The organism is Robertmurraya dakarensis, from assembly GCF_900156875.1.
GTDB lineage: Bacteria > Bacillota > Bacilli > Bacillales > Cytobacillaceae > Robertmurraya > Robertmurraya dakarensis.
In genome coordinates this window covers 5,288-23,579 of the sequence record NZ_LT707408.1, presented here as the reverse complement: position 1 = coordinate 23,579, position 18,292 = coordinate 5,288, and the positions used below count along the sequence as shown (strand labels likewise).

Below are 18,292 nucleotides of genomic sequence, written 5' to 3'. Positions count from 1 at the left end.
ATACTGACCTTTGAAATATTATCACTTTTCGATCTTGATTTCAAGTTTTTTTAAAAATAAATGGAATTGTTAAATTTATGAACTGCTAACTTACAGAATATATTTCTTCAAGACCATTTAATGCTTGTCCATTGTTGGACAATTCATTACAACTTATCAATTTGTGTAAAATCAAGCTCAACCGGTGTATCACGTCCAAACATGTTCACAAGCACCTTCAACTTTGCTTTATCCTTATCAATCTCTTCGATTGAACCAGTAAAGTTAGCAAATGGGCCTTCTTTAACACGTACAGTCTCACCAAGTTCAAAGTCAATGTCGATACGCTTTTCGTCAACACCCAGACTTTTTAGGATTGTAGCAATTTCTTCCGGTAATAATGGTGTTGGTTTTGATCCAGATCCTGCTGAACCTACAAACCCAGTCACCCCTGGCGTATTTCGAACTACATACCATGAATCATCAGTCATGACTAACTCTACTAATACGTAGCCAGGAAACACCTTTCGTTTTACTACCTTCTTTTTACCATCTTTTACTTCTGTTTCTTCTTCTTCAGGTACGATCACTCGGAAAATCTTATCATTCATTCCCATTGTTTCTACACGTTTCTCTAAGTTGGTCTTTACTTTATTTTCGTAACCTGAGTAAGTATGAACAACATACCAGTTCTTTTCCATCTAACAGGACAAACGTCCTTCCCTCCCCATCATCATTAAATAGGCTTTTCACAGACAAATTCTATCGAACGGTTATCGCTGGAATAATCCTTTATCCTTGTTAACGGCGTTTAAACCAAGAAGAGCCTAAAAAATTATAGTTTCTTGCATGTTTAATTTTTTTGCAAATTAAAAAACCCGTTTCCGGGCTTTACTGTTGTTCCTGTGTTTATTTCCATTATACCATTACTACACAGGTGTTATTCAAGGAATTAAACGAATCAATTCAGAAATGCCTAAATCAATGACAGCAAAGAAAAGCGAAAAGAAGATAACTGTTATAAGTACGGTTACTGTATAGTTCGTTAACTCTTTTCGTTTTGGCCAGCTAACCTTACGCATTTCACGGCCGACTTCTTTAAAAAAATTTACGATGCGTTGCATGAGTGAGACCTCCAACTTTCTTGCAGATGCTAAGGTTTATCTAAGATGAAACAGATTATTTCGTTTCACGATGAATGGTATGACTATTACAGTTATTACAAAACTTCTTTAATTCTAAACGCTCAGATTCCTTTTTCGAAGTGGTAGAATAATTTCTTGAACCACATTCTGAGCAGGCAAGAGCAACCTTTTTTATCATTATTGCCACCCACTATGTCCTATCATATTTTGTCCTTAAAACTTTATCATGGACAAATGTCTGTGTCAATGTTAGGTAAAAGGTAACTCTTACAATAAGACCGTTTTCATTAATATCAAAAAGAGTAAGGTTAATTACAGTGTCAACTCTCTAATTTCTAAGTATCTCTCAAGTTTCCGCTTTACTCTTTGCAAGGCATTGTCGATTGATTTAACATGACGATTTAATTCTTCTGAAATTTCCTGATAAGATTGTCCATCCAAATATAACGCAAGAACCTTTCGTTCTAAATCACTTAACAGCTCAGCCATTTTAACTTCAATGTGATCAAATTGCTCTTGGTTAATAATAAGCTCTTCCGGGTCCATTACTTTCGCACCCGAAATAACGTCCATTAATGTTCGATCGGACTCTTCATCATAGATGGGCTTGTCCAATGATACATACGAATTCAACGGAATATGCTTTTGCCTTGTAGCTGTTTTAATAGCCGTAATAATCTGTCTGGTGATACAGAGCTCTGCAAACGCTTTAAAAGAAGTTAACTTGTCCTCTCTAAAATCACGAATAGCCTTATAAAGGCCGATCATCCCTTCTTGTACGATGTCCTCTTTATCAGCACCGATTAGAAAGTATGATCTTGCCTTTGCTCGAACAAAATTTCGATACTTGTGAATTAAGTAATCTAATGCATCACCCGTACCATTATGAACCAATTCCACTATCTCTTCATCTTCAAGCTTCATAAAATCTAAATGATTTTCGTTGTTCTTTGTCTTGTAGTCAGCACTCACTGGGATCCCTCCGACCGCACAACGCTAGTTAGAAATATTATACAGTAGGGTATTTTAAGGCGTCAACCGTTCATTGCTCTCCTCTGCGCCATTTTTCAAAAATTTCTGCAACTTCCCTGCTAATTGGGATCTTAGAATTGGGAGCTTCAGCTTGAATATTTTTGACCTTTTTTTCAATACGTTTTTCAACTGACTCCATTTCTATTAGTAGTTCACGCGCCGATTTCCTTAGTGCTCCTTGACCAAAGATCTGCCATTGCTCCGTATAATCAGAGGTCGCAACATGAATTTGTGTTTTTCGGTTATTTAATGCAATGGCAAGTTTTTCAATTCTTTCATCTGCACTTTCATTTGTTTTTGTGAAAATAACCTGAACTTTATGATCTTTAAACGTTTTTTCCGTTCCTTTCACAAAATGCGCATCAAAAACAACGATTACTTTATAACCTGAGTAAGCTTGGTATTCTGCCATCTTTTCAATCAAACGGTCTCTAGCGGCTGATAAATCTTTATTTTTCAAGGCCCGAAGTTCAGGCCATGCCCCAATGATGTTGTAGCCATCCACTATCAGTATATCCATTACTAATCACTCAAGCGGGTAACGTTTTCGAAAAACTTCGTACATCAGAAGAGATGCTGCTACCGATGCATTTAAAGAGGTGACATGTCCTTTCATTGGCAAAGAAATAAGAAAATCACATTTATCACGAATCAAGCGGCCCATTCCTTTTCCTTCACTGCCAATAACAAGTCCCAGCGGCAGAGTGCCATCAAAAGAACGGAAGTCTTCCTTTCCTTTCGCATCTGTTCCAGCAATCCACACTCCTCTATCCTTTAATTCATCGATGGTTCTTGCCATATTTGTAACACGAACAACTGGAATGTATTCAATCGCACCGGTAGATGCCTTTGCAACCGTGGCTGTTAAACCTACTGCTCTGCGCTTAGGGATAATGATTCCGTGCGCACCTACAGCATCAGCCGTCCTCATAATAGATCCTAAATTATGCGGGTCTTCAATTTCATCTAAAAGAATAAAGAAAGGGGCTTCATTCTTTTTCTCTGCAGATGCAAATAAATCATCTATTTCAGCATATTGATAAGCGGCTACTTGCGCTATTACACCTTGATGATTCCCCTCCACCATCTGGTCAATTTTTTTCTTTGGCACAAACTGAACGAGAACATTATGTTCTTTTGCAAGACCAATTACTTGCTGCATTTGTCCTTTTTGAGAACCTTCCGCTATTAAAATTTTGTTTACATCTCTTTCTGATTTCAACGCTTCGATTACAGGGTTTTTTCCAATAATATAATCCTGGTTCACAGTTACTCTCCTCCTTTCTTTTCGTTTATCAACTCGAAGGCAGCGACAATCAGTTCTTCCAACCGGTCTGCCTGATTCAACAAGTACAAATAACCTATTAACGCTTCAAAAGCAGTACCATACCTGTATGTTTGAACATCTGTATTTTTCGGAATAGAACCTGATTTCGCATTGCGCCCTCGCATAACAACAGCCACTTCCTCATCTGATAATAACTGTCTATCGAGAAAATGATGGATGATTTCAGCTTGTGCTTTAGCTGATACATAACCTGTGGCCTCTTTATGCAGCTGATGCGGTCTCACCTTCCCGCTTTGAAGCAAGTGACGCCGAACATAAATTTCAAATACAGCGTCACCCATGTATGCGAGAGCTAGGCTATTGAGTTGTTTTACATCAAGTTTATTATCGTATTCAAGCATTCGTTCAGCCTCTTTTCCAGCGTGTCCCTTGAGCGGTATCTTCTAAGATGATGTTCATATCCTTTAGTTGATCTCGGATTTTATCCGCCAATTGGAAATCTCTATCTTTTCTTGCTTGAATTCTTTTTTGAATTAAGGCCTCAATCTCCTCGTCCAGCAATTCTTCCTTTTCAAGCGTTAAACCTAAAACATTAAATAAGGCCTCAAACTCTTTCATAAACTCTTCAATGACAGAAACTGAAGTGTTCTTTTCAAGAAGATAATGATTTGCCAGCTTAGAAAGCTCAAACAGAACGGAGATCCCATTTGCTGTATTGAAGTCATCATCCATTTCTTTAATAAACTGATCATGTAATTTTTTTATTTGGTCAATCCATTTTTGATTATCATCTGTTAGTTCTGTACTTGCTTCTTTTCGGTGTTTTAAATTTTGATAGGAAGTCTTTATTCGATCTAATGCAGACTTCGTATTTTCAAGCAGCTCTTGCGTATAGTTAATTGGATTACGATAGTGAACAGACAACATAAAGAATCGTAATACTTGTGGGTCATGGACCTTGATAATGTCATGAACAAGAACAAAGTTCCCTAATGACTTTGACATTTTTTCATTGTCAATATTAATATACCCATTATGCATCCAATAACGACTGAAGCTTTTTCCCGTTAATGCTTCCGATTGAGCAATCTCATTTTCATGATGCGGAAAAGCTAAATCCTGCCCCCCTGCATGAATATCAATTGTATCCCCGAGGTATTTTCGCGCCATCGCGGAGCATTCAATATGCCATCCAGGTCGACCTTGCCCCCAAGGACTATCCCAAGAAATCTCTCCTGGCTTTGCCGCTTTCCATAAAGCAAAATCGAGCGAATCCTGCTTTTTCTCACCTACTGCAATCCTTGCTCCGACACGCAGTTCATCTATCGATTGATGAGATAGCTTACCATATTCCTGGAACTTGCGAGTATGGTAATAAACATCCCCTTCAGATTCATAGGCATACCCTTTTTGGATTAACGTATTGATAAAGTCAATAATAATATCCATGTTTTCCGTTACTCTAGGGTGTACATCCGCTTTTTTACAGCCTAACGCGTCAACATCCTCAAAGTATGCTTGAATAAATCGGTCCGCAATATCAGGTACTTCCTCGCCAAGTTCTTTCGCAGCACGAATTAGTTTGTCATCGACATCAGTGAAATTGGAGATATAATTCACATCATATCCACGAAATTCCAGGTATCTTCTCACTGTATCAAATACGATGGCAGGCCGAGCATTTCCTATATGAATATAATTATAAACAGTAGGCCCGCAAACATACATCTTGACCTTTCCTTCTTCGAGCGGAATAAAGTCCTCCTTTTTCCTCGTTAATGTATTATAAATTTTAATTGCCATGTTTTAATCCCCTTTCTTGCTGAAGTTCCTCAATTTTTTTCTTCAGTTCATGTATGGTATCTTCCATTTTTTTAAACCGATCCCCTGTTGGATCTGGCAGGTTGGCGTGGTTTAAGTCTTTCTTGCCAACCCTGACTCCATCCTGAATCACCACTCTGCCAGGAATACCAACGACCGTTGAATTAGGCGGTACATCTTTAAGTACAACTGATCCCCCGCCAATTTTTGAATTTTCGCCAACGGTAAGGGACCCAAGTACCTTTGCACCAGTCGCTATCAATACATTGTTTTTAATAGTAGGATGCCGCTTTCCTTTTTCTTTTCCAGTACCGCCAAGCGTCACTCCTTGAAAAATGGTAACATTATCGCCAATCTCACAGGTCTCACCAATGACAATACCCATTCCATGGTCAATAAATAATCTTCTTCCTATTTTTGCTCCCGGATGTATTTCAATCCCTGTAAAAAATCTGCTGATTTGTGAGATAACACGAGCAATAAAGTAAAATTTCCGCTTATATAAACCATGTGCTAGCCGATGAGCCCATATCGCATGTAAACCAGCATAGGTTAAGATAACCTCCAAGTAGGTTCTGGCTGCTGGGTCTTGTTCGAAAACAACCTCTACGTCTTCCTTAAGTGTTTTAAACATAAGGAACGTCCCCCTCCTAACAGTTTGTAAGATGTTTCTCCTACTTTCTTAACCCTTTTATTTTTAAATTAATTAGGCCTTTTTAAAAAAGTAAAAAAGCGTCTCTGTCATAACGACAGAGACGCTTTCATGCGCGCGGTTCCACTCTGTTTAGGCTGATAAGTCAGCCTCAACTCAATCCTGTTAACGGAAGGAATCCGCCCAAATCTACTAAAGCTAACAGCATCTTTTTCGAAAAGGGACTCAGAGGTGCATTTCAAAAAGCAAGGGGCTTGAACCACTTTCAGCCGATGATGGTCCTCTCTTTAAAGCATTACTTTTCTACTTTTCCTCATCTACATTTTCATCTATTCTGGTACTTTTACTATATTACATTTTTTCTAAAATGTTAACTAATAATACTGCTTAAACGACTCTTTACCTTTTCTTTTCCTAACAGAGCAATAGCCTTTGGAAGGTCTGGTCCATGCATTTGACCCGTAGTGGCCACACGAATTGGCATAAACAGCTTTTTGCCCTTTTGTCCCGTTTGCTTTTGAACCGCCTTAATTGAAGCTTTGATCCCTTCTGCAGTGAACTCTTCCATGTTGTCTACCTCATTCAGAAAAGCAGTTAGTACTTGAGGTACATCTTCATCGCTAATGACCGCCTTTGCCTCTTCATCCATTTCCATCTCATCCTTGAAGAACAATCCTGATAAGTCGACGATTTCTGCACCAAAACTCATTTGCTCTTGATATAAAGCGATTAAATCCTCTGCCCACTTCAATTCTTCCCCTGTCATATTTTCGCTGACACGTCCCGCTTTAATAAGATGCGGCAAGGAGATCTCCACTAACTTTTCGATATCAAGCTTTTTAATATATTGATTATTCATCCAAGCCAGCTTCTGTTTATCAAATAATGCTGGTGATTTTGAAAGTCGGTCAGCATCAAAGATATTAATTAGCTCTTCTTTAGAGAAAATTTCTTCTTCACCTGATGGAGACCATCCCAGTAAAGCAATAAAGTTAAACAAAGCTTCAGGCAAATAACCAAGTTCTTCATATTGTTCAATAAACTGAATAATGGATTCATCACGCTTGCTAAGCTTTTTACGACTTTCATTAACAATTAACGTCATATGTCCAAATACAGGAGCTTCCCAGCCTAGCGCTTCATAGATCATTAATTGCTTAGGTGTGTTTGAAATATGGTCATCTCCACGGAGAACATGGGAAATCTTCATAAGATAGTCATCAACAGCAACAGCAAAATTATAGGTTGGTGTTCCATCCTTTTTCACAATAACGAAATCTCCGCCAACACCATCAGACTCAAACGAAACATGCCCTTTAACCATATCATCAAAAGCATAGACTTTCCCTTCAGGAACACGGAAGCGAATGCTTGGCTGTCTTCCTTCTTTTTCATATTGAGCCTTATCTTCCTCTGATAAGTTGCAGCACTTCCCTGAGTAGCCGGCAATTTCATTTGTATCTGTTTGAAGGTTTCGTTCAGCCTCAAGCTCTTCTTCTGTACAATAGCATTTATAGGCAAGTCCTTTTTCAAGCAGTTCGTTATAATATTTTTGATAAAGATGATTTCGCTCCGACTGACGGTAAGGTCCAAAGCCCCCATCCTTATCCACACTTTCATCCCAATCCATTCCAAGCCAATTTAAGAACTTCAGCTGGCTTTCTTCTCCACCTTGGATATTCCGCTTTTTATCAGTGTCTTCAATGCGAATAATAAATTTGCCGCCTTTATTTCTGGCAAAAAGATAGTTAAACAATGCTGTTCTAGCATTTCCAATATGTAAATGTCCTGTCGGGCTTGGCGCATAACGGACACGAATATCATTTGACATAATGATCCTCCTAAACGTTTTTCGAAGTTATTCTATCATTCCAAAACTTCAATATAAAGTAAAACTGACTCTTATATAATAACCAAATTAGATTTCAGTATTTTTCTGCAGAAGCACCACAGCTTGTGCCGCAATTCCTTCTCCGCGGCCCGTGAAGCCTAACTGTTCCGTTGTCGTTGCCTTCACATTAATCTCTTCCTGGCTGCATTCTAAAAGCTGAGCTACTCTTTCTTTAATTTGGTCAATATATGGAGCCATTTTTGGCTTTTGGGCGATTATGGTACAATCTGCATTCGCGAGCTTATAACCTTTATCTTTCACCATTTGCCAAACATGCTCAAGAAGCTTCCCTGAATCTGCATCTTTAAAAGCAGGGTCAGTATCAGGAAAATGCCTGCCAATATCTCCTTCCCCAATCGCTCCTAAACATGCATCTGCAATTGTATGTAGAAGTACATCTGCATCAGAGTGTCCTAGCAATCCCTTTTCATATGGAATTTCAATTCCGCCAATTATTAATGGTCTTCCCTCTGTTAATTGATGAACATCGAAGCCTTGTCCAATTCGATACATTCTTTACTCACCTTTCAAGGAAATATTTCTCAAGCTAATTTCCGCCGGAAAGCGGGATAACACCAATTTGTTTTTATTTCTGCTTTTTCATAATCGCTTCAGCAAAGTATAGGTCTTCTGAAGTAGTCAGCTTAATATTATCATAACTTCCCTGTACAATCTTTACAGGCTTATTGATTTTTTCAACTAAACTTGCATCATCCGTGCCGGTATAACCGTTTTCCTCTGCCCATTGATGTGCCTCTAACAGCAAAGGAACACGAAAAGCTTGTGGGGTTTGGATCGCCCACAAGCTAGACCGTTCAACCGTTTCAATCACTTCATTGTTTTCCACTCGTTTAATCGTGTCTTTAACAGGAACAGCTACAACCGCTGCACCATGTATATTTGCTTCATCAACTAGTGCGTGAATTGTGTCTATGTCAATAAAAGGTCTTGCTCCATCATGAACTAAAATAACTTCACTTGATTGGACCGCTTTCAACCCATTATATACACTATTTTGACGTTCCTTTCCACCATAAACGATAGCTGTAACCTTATGAATTTGATAATTAGATATGAGATCTTTAAATGTTTCTTCATCGTTAGGAGATATAACTAGAATAATTCCATCGCATTTCTCATCATTTTCAAAAACCATTAAAGTATGAACAAAAATTGGAATATCGTTAAGTGTAAGGAGAAGTTTATTCTTCCCTGCTCCCATTCTTTTTCCTTGCCCTGCGGCTGGAATGATGACCTGGTAAGCCATGTGAAAACCCCTATCTATCTACAAAGCTTTTTCTAATAATTTTGGTTTTGCAAATATCATTCTGCCTGCAGATGTCTGCAGAACACTAGTTACAAGCACATCAATATGCTTGCCAATATAATCGCGGCCGCCTTCTACAACAATCATTGTACCATCATCTAGATAGGCAATACCTTGATTCTGTTCTTTACCGTCTTTTATAACTTGTACACTCATTTCTTCTCCTGGAAGTACCACTGGTTTGACGGCATTAGCAAGGTCGTTGATATTTAGCACAGCAACCTTTTGTAATTCACAAACCTTATTCAGATTAAAATCATTGGTTACGACGGCACCACTAGTCAGTTTTGCTAATTTAACTAATTTACTGTCCACTTCTTGAATTTCCTCGAAGTCACCTTCATAAATTTCAACATTGATGGCCAGCTCTTTTTGGATGCGATTTAAAATATCCAGCCCTCTTCGCCCTCTGTTTCTTTTTAATACATCTGACGAATCGGCAATATGCTGCAATTCTTCTAATACAAATTGAGGGATGACAATCGTTCCTTCTAGGAAACCAGTTTGGCAAATATCTGCAATTCTCCCATCAATTATAACACTTGTATCCAGGATTTTTAGAGTGTGCTGCTTTTCAGGCACTTCTTGTTCTTCATCTCCGCCTTTTTTCTTCGGTCTTGTAAACAATGACATGATTTCATTCCGTTTTTTTAGACCTACTTGAAAACCTAAATAGCCAAAAAGAAGTGTAACAAGGATTGGTGCTACTGTATTAATAATCGGAACTTCAATCGAATTAAGTGCATATCCAAGAATAAAAGCAACCACTAATCCAAATAGTAAACCAACACTTCCGAAAAGAATGTCCATAATCGGGGCCTTTACAAGTGTTTCTTCAAACCATTTTACAAAATTAACAACATGATCAACCGCCCAAAAAGAAATAAGATAAAAAATAATAGCTCCTAAAATGGCGGTTACATATGGATTATTGATCATTGGAATGTCATTAAAATTCAATAGAATTAATAGCTCCGGGATTAAAAAAATACCAAGCGTACCACCTGTAATAAGGAAGCAGGCTTGAACGATTCGTTTTAACATTCCTTCACCTCCTTTTATACATTATAAACAAAATCAGCATTTTGAAACCTAATATTACAGAGAATTTTATTAATGTTATCATGCTGAAATATCGTTGTTATAAATTAATCTCCCTCAACAAAAATAGTTAGGGACGTCTCTTATAGGTTAGCACCGAAGCCATATATAGTCAAATAATTAAACATATCATTCTACCATACTCGAATAGGTATAATCAACGTTTTTTTATAAGCGCCGATCAGCAAAAAGCTGTTCTTTAATCAATTTCAGCCCTTCTTTTATCTTTCTTGCTCTCACCTCACCAATACCTTCTACATCATCTAGTTCAGCCACTGATGCAGCAATCACATGACGCAGTTCCTTAAATTGTTCTACCAAATTCTCAATAATAATTGGCGGTAAACGTGTAATTTTATTCAACATTCTATATCCTCTAGGACACTTAAATTCATCAAGATGTACGTATCCATTATAACCGAGCAGCCTGAGAACGGCAGTATCCTCGAGCATCTCACCATGTGACATTTCCTGAAGCTTACTAATAATTAAATTAGGATCCAAATCCTTTGTCACAGCATAGTCCTTTATAATGAGAGCCGCTTCTCTTTCCATATCTGTAAGAAGTTCTTTCATTTGCAGACGAATTAGTCTGCCTTCCGTACCTAGTTCACTAAGGTAGGTAAGAAGTTCATTCTTAATTCTTAACACCATTTCAAAGCGCCGGATAACCTTTATAATATCATTATAAGTAACCATTTCCTCAAACTCTAAAATACCCAAATTCGCCATACTTTGTTCAAAAACCGCTTTATACTTTTCAAGCGTTTGTATTGCTTGGTTTGCCTTTGTGAGAATAACTGCTATATCTCTTAGTGCGTAGCGGAAGTTGCCTTGATAAAGGGTAATGACATTCCTCCTTTGAGAGATAGCTATTACCAGTGTTTTCGTCTGCTTAGCTACACGTTCAGCTGTGCGATGCCGCATACCTGTTTCGGTTGAGGGGATACTAGGATCCGGTGCAAGCTGAGCATTTGCTATTAAAATTTTGTTACCCTCTTCATTTAAGATTATGGCACCATCCATTTTTGCCAACTCGTATAAATAACTAGGGGTAAAGGGGCAATGAATTTGAAAACCGCCATCCACAATGCTTTTCACACTCTCTGTAGAGCCAAATACAATCAGCCCCCCTGTATTTGCACGGAGAACATTGTCAATGCCCTCTCGAATGGGTGTTCCCGGAGCAATCAATTGAAGTATTTCTTTCATTGTTGTCTCGTTTAGCTTTCTGCTTTCCACCCTTCAGCCCCCTTATTTATTATTTGATTATAGTATGTAAATTTATTACATATATATGATTAGCACTTCAGAAAAATAAATAATTATCCTCTCAATAGAAGCATATGGTTATCAACAAGAATTATGCGCAACAACAATTATACTTATAAAAAAACTGGACTCTTTATGAATCCAGTTTTGCACTATTTTAAAATGGGGACGAATTGAAAACATGATTGATAACATCGGATAATGTATTGCAAGTAACAACTTGAATATCCTTAAATGCTCCTGGATGGCGCAGTGCATTCCTAGCTATATACACCTTCTTATAACCCATCCGTTCTAGTTCTCTTATTCTAGCCTCTAAAGTTGGAACCTTTTTTAACTCTCCGGTTAAGCCAATGTCAGCTATAAACACCACATCGTTAGGTATCCCTTGATGTTTATAGGAAGAGACGATACTCATTAAAACAGCCAGGTTGCTTGACTGTTCTTTTAGCCGTATCCCCCCAGTCGTCTTAATCACGACATTTTGCGTTAACATCTGCAAGCCAGCTCTTTCCTCAAGGATCGCTGTTAACGTACTAAGCTGATCCTTCCTCATGCACTCTCCTATCCTTGATGGATACGGAGTATATGTTGGCGTTACTAAACTTTCAACCTCCACAATAATCGGCCTTGTTCCTTCTTTAATCACCGTCAATGCACTGCCGCTTACAACTTCATTGCGCTGTGTAATAAAGAACTCAGAAGGATTATCAATGGCTCTTAATCCATGCTCTTCCATTGCAAAGAAGCCCATCTCTCCTGTACTCCCATAGCGATTCTTACTAGCTGAAAGCTGCTTTAGTTCCTCCCCATGTTCGCCATCTAGTATCAACACGGTATCAACTAAATGTTCAAGTGCCCTTAAGCCAGCAAGTTCATTATCCTTTGTCATTTGCCCAACCATCATGACTGCCCTAGGACGGTCCGAACTCTTAGCCACTTTCAGCATTGCGTTCGCACACTCCATTGTTTGTGTAGGACTGCCCGGCCTTGACGGGAACTCGTCCAAAACAAATGTTTGAATACTATCAATAATAATAATGTCAGGATCTATGTCCTCTATAATTCCAAGAACGTGATTCATACTAGTATCTGAATGAATCCATATGTTTTCATGAATATCTTCCAAAATTCGTTCAGCTCTATTTTTGATTTGACTCTCGCTTTCTTCTCCTGAGGCGTATAACACCTTATAGCCCTTTGACGCCAGATCCTGACTCACTTGAAGAAGCAAAGTTGACTTACCTGCACCTGGTACAGCAGTAATAATAGAGAGGGAATCCTTAACAATCCCACCACCCATCACTCGATTAAATTCAGAGATTGAAGTAATCATACGATCGCTTTTTGAAGAATTAGTATCAATCAGGCGCTTGACCGCAACGGAGCTTTTAGTAACCTGGGGCTTCGTTTGCATCGAACTGCCGCCTTTTGTTTCTTCCTTTAACGTCCCCATCTCTCCGCAACTATTACAAAAACCCTGCCATTTAGGGTGCTGATGATCACAACTCGAACAAACATAAACTGTTTTTACCTTTTTCACTTTACTCCTCATCCTCATCCCAAGTTATTATGGATCTATTTTAACTTAACAATAATACAAAACCTTTTAAAATACACGTATCTAAACATATATACGCAGCGGTAATATCATCCTTTTAATCGGAAGGATAATAAAAATGAGGTATACGCAGCAAAATACGTATACCTCTTGTTATCTCTTGAATTATTTATTTAATTGCGGTTGATTAGTATTTACAGTAAATTCACCATCCGCTACATCAATGATGATACGCTGGCCAGTTAAGACTGTTCCTTTTAATAGCTCCTCTGATAAACGGTCTTCAATATGTTTCTGAATGGCTCTTCTTAATGGACGTGCACCATACTCAGGATCATATCCCTCATCTGCAATTTTTTCTTTGGCTGCATCTGTTAATTCTAACGTAATATCTTGTTCTGTCAAACGCTTAATAAGCTGTTCTGACAATAGCGTTACAATTTCCTTCAGATGCTTCTTCTCAAGTGCATGGAATACAATAATTTCATCAATACGGTTCAGGAATTCTGGACGGAAAGCTCGTTTTAGTTCCTCCATTACCTTTCCTTTCATATCTTTGTAATCCTGTTCACCATCCTGAAGATTAAAGCCAACGTATTTATTACGTTTTAATGACTCCGCCCCAACGTTCGATGTCATAATTAACACCGTATTACGAAAATCTACTGTTCTTCCTTTTGAATCCGTTAGACGCCCGTCTTCTAAAACTTGAAGAAGAATATTAAAGACATCTGGATGGGCCTTTTCAATCTCATCGAGCAGGATAACAGAATAAGGCTTTCTGCGTACCTTCTCCGTTAATTGTCCGCCTTCCTCATAACCTACATACCCTGGAGGTGACCCAACTAATCGAGAAGTTGAATGCTTTTCCATGTACTCTGACATATCAACGCGAATCATCGCATCTTCATCACCAAACATTGCTTCAGCTAATGCACGGCCAAGCTCTGTTTTCCCTACCCCTGTTGGGCCAAGGAAAATGAATGAACCAATTGGTCTTTTCGGATCCTTTAAACCGGCACGGGCACGGCGTACAGCCTTTGAAATGGCATTTACGGCCTCTTCCTGACCTATGACACGTGAATGGAGAATCTTCTCTAAGTTAAGTAATTTATCTGTTTCAGTTTGGGCAAGCCTTGATACTGGAATCCCCGTCCAGCTGGATACAACGCTGGCAATATCCTCTACGGTAACTTCTGAATTCTCTGTACCTTGTTTTTCTTTCCATGTCTTCTTCGTTTCTTCCAGCTGTTCACGCAGACGCTGTTCAGAATCTCTTAATGAAGCAGCCTTTTCAAATTCCTGACTTTGAACTGCAGCATCTTTTTCTTTCCTAACTTCTTCAAGCTTCACTTCAAGCTCTTTTAAGTTAGGAGGCGTAGTATACGAACGAAGACGAACCTTTGAACCTGCTTCATCAATTAAGTCAATCGCTTTATCCGGAAGGAAACGGTCGGAAATATATCGATCGGATAGTTTGACAGCTGCTTCAATAGCTTCATCCGTAATCGAAACACGGTGATGCGCTTCATATCGATCTCTTAAACCTTTTAGGATTTGAACAGATTCTTCAGAAGTTGGTTCATCAACTGTAATCGGCTGGAATCGACGTTCAAGCGCTGCATCCTTCTCAATATACTTTCTATATTCGTCTAGGGTTGTTGCTCCAATACATTGAAGTTCTCCACGAGCTAATGATGGCTTTAGGATGTTAGAAGCATCAATTGCCCCTTCTGCGCCCCCTGCACCAATTAATGTATGAAGCTCATCAATAAAGAGAATAATGTTTCCCGCTTGACGAATCTCATCCATAACCTTTTTAAGACGGTCCTCAAATTCACCACGATATTTTGTACCCGCAACAACCGTACCCATATCCAATGTCATAACACGTTTATCACGAAGGATTTCTGGCACTTCATTATTGACGATCTGTTGAGCAAGCCCTTCAGCAATCGCTGTTTTACCAACTCCAGGCTCCCCAATCAGAACCGGGTTATTTTTCGTTCTTCTGCTTAATACTTCAATCACACGCTGAATTTCCTTAGCTCTGCCTATTACAGGGTCCAAGCTTCCCTCACGTGCAATTGCTGTTAAATCTCTTGCTAAACTATCAAGAGTTGGTGTATTTGCACTTGCAGCCGAACCTCCCTGATGTCCACTTGACTCACTGCTGCCTAGCAGTTGCAATACTTGCTGGCGCGCTTTATTTAGGCTCACACCTAAATTATTTAGAACTCTAGCAGCTACTCCTTCGCCTTCACGAATCAGTCCAAGTAGGATATGTTCAGTACCGACATAGGAATGACCTAGTTTTCTCGCTTCATCCATAGATAATTCAATTACCTTTTTGGCTCTGGGTGTATAATGGGGAACTTGAGAAACATCCTGGCCTCTCCCAATCAAGTTCTCAACTTCTTGCTGAATTTTTTCAGACCCTAATCCTAATGCATAAAGAGCCTTTGCAGCAATTCCTTCCCCTTCACGAACAAGTCCTAATAAAATATGCTCTGTTCCAATATTATTATGTCCTAGTCGATTCGCTTCCTCTTGTGCTAATGCCAGTACCTTTTGAGCTCTTTCTGTAAATCGTCCAAACATCATGGTTTTTTTCCTCCCAACTAAGATTAATTTTCCAAGTTCAATCTCTCTCTAATTAACGAAGCACGTCTAATATCTCGTTCATTTGGTCTTAGTGGACCACCTGCATACTGCTGTAAAAAACCTGGTTGTGTAAGGATCATTAACTCATTTAATATATTTTTAGAGATATTTTTGATATATCCCATATCTATACCAAGCCGTACATCAGAAAGGCAGCTTGCGGCTTCTTTCGTTTCAATGATACGGCTGTTAGCCAAAACTCCATAGGACCTAAATACTCTATCTTCTAATTGTATGTTAGAAGTTTTCGCTAATGCTTCTCTAGCTGATCTTTCTTCAGAGATCAACTGTGAAACAACGCTTTTTAAATCCTCTACAATATCATCTTCTGACTTACCAAGTGTAACTTGATTAGAAATTTGAAAAATATTTCCGAGGGCTTCACTTCCTTCTCCATATATACCGCGTACAACTAATCCGAGATGATTTATGGCTGGAATTATTCTATTCAATTGATGTGTTAAAATAAGCCCAGGCAAGTGCATCATGACCGATGCCCTCATTCCAGTCCCAACATTAGTTGGACAACTTGTCAAGTAGCCTATTTCCTCATCAAAAGCATAGTCTAAATTTTGTTCGATCGCATCATCAATTTGATTCGCTAATTTTAATGCCTCTGTGATTTGCAGTCCAGGGTATAAGCACTGAATTCTAATGTGATCTTCCTCATTGACCATGATGCTAGCCTCTTCATTTTCGGAAAGCAGACAGGCACCGAGAGTAGAATGTTCCGCTAAAAACGGACTGATTAAATGCTTTTCAACAAGGACCCTTTTTTGAAGAGGCTGAAGCTCATCCATCACTAAAAGTTCCAGCTTTCCAAGTTCAGAATTAGATAGGCTTTGTACACTTTGATCAACTGCCTGAATCACTTCACTTGCTTCTTCACTTGTAAAAACTGTAGGGAATTTAAAATTCCGGATATTTCGAGCTAGTCGAATCCGTGAACTTAAAACAATATCAGAATCAGGCCCTTCAGCGCTCATCCAAGAGCTAACTGCCTGATTTAAAAAGCGTTCCAGTGACATTTACATCCCTCCCTCGCTGCGTTGGTCATTCAATTGTTTCTCAAGTGACCGAATTCTGTCACGGATTTCTGCTGCTTGTTCGAATTCTTCAAGGGAGATGTATTCTTTCATTTTTTGCTTTAAATCCTCGATATTTTTACGAATATGGATCGTTCCGCCAATTCGTTCCGGAATCTTGCCATTATGAGATAAGTTACCAAAATGAACTTTTCTTAAAATAGGTTTAATTTGTTCCTTAAAGGTTTCATAACAGTTAGCGCATCCAAACTTACCAATCTGGGTAAACTCCTGATAAGTCATACTGCATTCCTGACATTGCAAGATCTCCTTTTGATAGAAAGGACTCTTTTGCGCTGGTTGAAAGGAATGATCCATATTTAACAACCCTGATAGTAAATTTGATAACGAGAAACCTGAACCTCCATTGGCCATAAAGGTTTCTCCTTTTTCCTGTGCACACTTTTCACACAAATGAAAAACCGTTTTTTCACCGTTATTTATTTTTGTGAAATGTAATGTTGCTGGTCTTTCCTGACACTCTTGACATATCACTTCAATCACCTCTAAAGCTCTTACTCTTATTTATATTTTAAAGTGGTGAGCATAGCCTTCAGCATTCTTGCACGTAGTTCATCACGATAAGGAAGATCAATGTATAGAACAGATCTATCCATTACGCTTAACATAATTTTAGCTTCTCTTTTAGAGATGACTTCTTCCTCCACAAGTCGAAGTATTACGTTTTCAGCGCTGTTTTGTGAGACTCGATTCTCGATTAAAGAGAGCAGTTGGTCAATAAGATGTGCATGATCATAGGATTTTACCTTCATGATGCGGATATATCCCCCACCACCCCTTTTACTTTCTACTGCATATCCTTTTTCGATGGTAAAACGGGTATTTATTACATAGTTTATTTGGGAGGGAACGCATTGAAATTTGTCCGCAATCTCACTTCTCTTGATTTCAACAATCTCTTTTTCACTTAATTCTAATACCTGTTTCAAGTATTGTTCGATGATATCGGAGATGTTTCTCACTAAACCCCCTCCTATCTGACTTTGACTATATTTGACTTTAATTATACATGAAAAATATACCCATTTGCAATGAACAACACTTTAATAATTTCCCCAAATTTCCACATTCTCAAACGTTATTGTCGAAACGAATGAGCTTAAAAAGGTATTCTCTAAAAAGATGTTGAATTCCTTTGTCTTCATTTACAAATTCATAGAAATTTAAATTATTGAATATAGGAATGGATTGATACAGGGTTCAAAGGTGTATTACAGAGGCAATTCACTGGCTATTTAGGGTTATCAGGAAATTAACAGCGAATAACAAAAAAGAGCATCCAAATGGATACTCTTTAATATTGCCTGGCGACGTCCTACTCTCACAAGGGGACAGCCCCTAACTACCATCGGCGCTGAGAAGCTTAACTTCCGTGTTCGGTATGGGAACGGGTGTGACCTTCTCGCCATCGTCACCAAGCCTGCTGCATTGAATTACTTCCCTGTTGGCTTGC

At 38.6% G+C, this 18,292-nt stretch carries 19 protein-coding genes, 1 rRNA gene and 1 other annotated feature; all 20 genes read right to left on the bottom strand.

The features are described from left to right. Window positions 1-146: 146 nt before the first annotated feature. The 20 genes from nusG to rrf all read right to left on the bottom strand — a co-directional run bounded on the left by nusG (window position 147) and on the right by rrf (window position 18,258). Window positions 147-680 carry a transcription termination/antitermination protein NusG gene (gene nusG, locus CZ487_RS00885; RefSeq protein ID WP_077210462.1) on the bottom strand — a complete coding sequence of 178 codons (534 nt, stop codon included), beginning with the start codon at window positions 678-680 and terminating at the stop codon, window positions 147-149. A gap of 243 nt (window positions 681-923) precedes the next feature. Next, a complete protein-coding gene (gene secE, locus CZ487_RS00880) occupies window positions 924-1,103 on the bottom strand; it encodes a preprotein translocase subunit SecE (protein ID WP_077210461.1) in 180 nt (59 codons plus the stop codon). A 55-nt stretch (window positions 1,104-1,158) separates the two neighbouring features. Then, complete coding sequence (gene rpmG, locus CZ487_RS00875; protein WP_077210460.1) at window positions 1,159-1,302, bottom strand: 50S ribosomal protein L33; 144 nt, start codon at window positions 1,300-1,302, stop codon at window positions 1,159-1,161. Between the two features lie 134 nt (window positions 1,303-1,436). Next, window positions 1,437-2,096 carry an RNA polymerase sporulation sigma factor SigH gene (sigH, locus tag CZ487_RS00870; protein WP_077210459.1) on the bottom strand — a complete coding sequence of 220 codons (660 nt, stop codon included), beginning with the start codon at window positions 2,094-2,096 and terminating at the stop codon, window positions 1,437-1,439. A gap of 70 nt (window positions 2,097-2,166) precedes the next feature. Beyond that, the gene (locus tag CZ487_RS00865; protein ID WP_077210458.1) at window positions 2,167-2,676 is read right to left on the bottom strand and encodes an NYN domain-containing protein; all 510 of its coding nucleotides are present in this window, start codon (window positions 2,674-2,676) and stop codon (window positions 2,167-2,169) included. A gap of 6 nt (window positions 2,677-2,682) precedes the next feature. Next, window positions 2,683-3,423 carry a 23S rRNA (guanosine(2251)-2'-O)-methyltransferase RlmB gene (gene rlmB / locus CZ487_RS00860; RefSeq protein WP_077210457.1) on the bottom strand — a complete coding sequence of 247 codons (741 nt, stop codon included), beginning with the start codon at window positions 3,421-3,423 and terminating at the stop codon, window positions 2,683-2,685. Between the two features lie 2 nt (window positions 3,424-3,425). Continuing rightward, window positions 3,426-3,845 carry a Mini-ribonuclease 3 gene (locus CZ487_RS00855; protein WP_077210456.1) on the bottom strand — a complete coding sequence of 140 codons (420 nt, stop codon included), beginning with the start codon at window positions 3,843-3,845 and terminating at the stop codon, window positions 3,426-3,428. Window positions 3,846-3,849: 4 nt separating this feature from the next. Continuing rightward, on the bottom strand, window positions 3,850-5,247 hold the full coding sequence (gene cysS, locus CZ487_RS00850) for a cysteine--tRNA ligase (protein WP_077210455.1): 1,398 nt from the start codon (window positions 5,245-5,247) through the stop codon (window positions 3,850-3,852). Next, window positions 5,237-5,899: a serine O-acetyltransferase gene (gene cysE, locus CZ487_RS00845; RefSeq protein ID WP_077210454.1), complete on the bottom strand. Its 663-nt coding sequence runs from the start codon at window positions 5,897-5,899 to the stop codon at window positions 5,237-5,239. Before cysE ends, cysS begins: the two co-directional genes overlap by 11 nt. A 114-nt stretch (window positions 5,900-6,013) precedes the next feature. Further along, window positions 6,014-6,246: a binding site (T-box leader), on the bottom strand. Between the two features lie 41 nt (window positions 6,247-6,287). Then, window positions 6,288-7,748, bottom strand: coding sequence for a glutamate--tRNA ligase (gltX, locus tag CZ487_RS00840; RefSeq protein ID WP_077210453.1), 1,461 nt, complete (start codon window positions 7,746-7,748; stop codon window positions 6,288-6,290). A gap of 87 nt (window positions 7,749-7,835) precedes the next feature. Next, entirely contained in the window at window positions 7,836-8,321 is a 486-nt protein-coding gene (ispF, locus tag CZ487_RS00835; RefSeq protein ID WP_077210452.1) for a 2-C-methyl-D-erythritol 2,4-cyclodiphosphate synthase, read from the bottom strand. 73 nt (window positions 8,322-8,394) lie between these two features. Beyond that, on the bottom strand, window positions 8,395-9,075 hold the full coding sequence (gene ispD / locus CZ487_RS00830; protein ID WP_077210451.1) for a 2-C-methyl-D-erythritol 4-phosphate cytidylyltransferase: 681 nt from the start codon (window positions 9,073-9,075) through the stop codon (window positions 8,395-8,397). Between the two features lie 18 nt (window positions 9,076-9,093). Then, window positions 9,094-10,179, bottom strand: coding sequence for a PIN/TRAM domain-containing protein (locus CZ487_RS00825; RefSeq protein WP_077210450.1), 1,086 nt, complete (start codon window positions 10,177-10,179; stop codon window positions 9,094-9,096). Between the two features lie 225 nt (window positions 10,180-10,404). Continuing rightward, the gene (disA, locus tag CZ487_RS00820) at window positions 10,405-11,478 is read right to left on the bottom strand and encodes a DNA integrity scanning diadenylate cyclase DisA (protein WP_084783102.1); all 1,074 of its coding nucleotides are present in this window, start codon (window positions 11,476-11,478) and stop codon (window positions 10,405-10,407) included. Window positions 11,479-11,665: 187 nt separating this feature from the next. Next, window positions 11,666-13,051, bottom strand: a complete 1,386-nt coding sequence (gene radA / locus CZ487_RS00815) for a DNA repair protein RadA (protein ID WP_084783101.1) — start codon at window positions 13,049-13,051, stop codon at window positions 11,666-11,668. Window positions 13,052-13,234: 183 nt separating this feature from the next. Further along, window positions 13,235-15,673, bottom strand: coding sequence for an ATP-dependent protease ATP-binding subunit ClpC (clpC, locus tag CZ487_RS00810; protein WP_077210448.1), 2,439 nt, complete (start codon window positions 15,671-15,673; stop codon window positions 13,235-13,237). Between the two features lie 23 nt (window positions 15,674-15,696). Next, a complete protein-coding gene (locus CZ487_RS00805; protein WP_077210447.1) occupies window positions 15,697-16,761 on the bottom strand; it encodes a protein-arginine kinase McsB in 1,065 nt (354 codons plus the stop codon). After that, entirely contained in the window at window positions 16,762-17,313 is a 552-nt protein-coding gene (locus CZ487_RS00800; RefSeq protein WP_077211812.1) for a protein-arginine kinase activator protein McsA, read from the bottom strand. A gap of 26 nt (window positions 17,314-17,339) precedes the next feature. Beyond that, complete coding sequence (locus CZ487_RS00795; protein WP_077210446.1) at window positions 17,340-17,801, bottom strand: CtsR family transcriptional regulator; 462 nt, start codon at window positions 17,799-17,801, stop codon at window positions 17,340-17,342. Between the two features lie 340 nt (window positions 17,802-18,141). Beyond that, window positions 18,142-18,258: ribosomal RNA gene (rrf, locus tag CZ487_RS00790) — 5S ribosomal RNA — on the bottom strand. Window positions 18,259-18,292 lie beyond the last annotated feature (34 nt).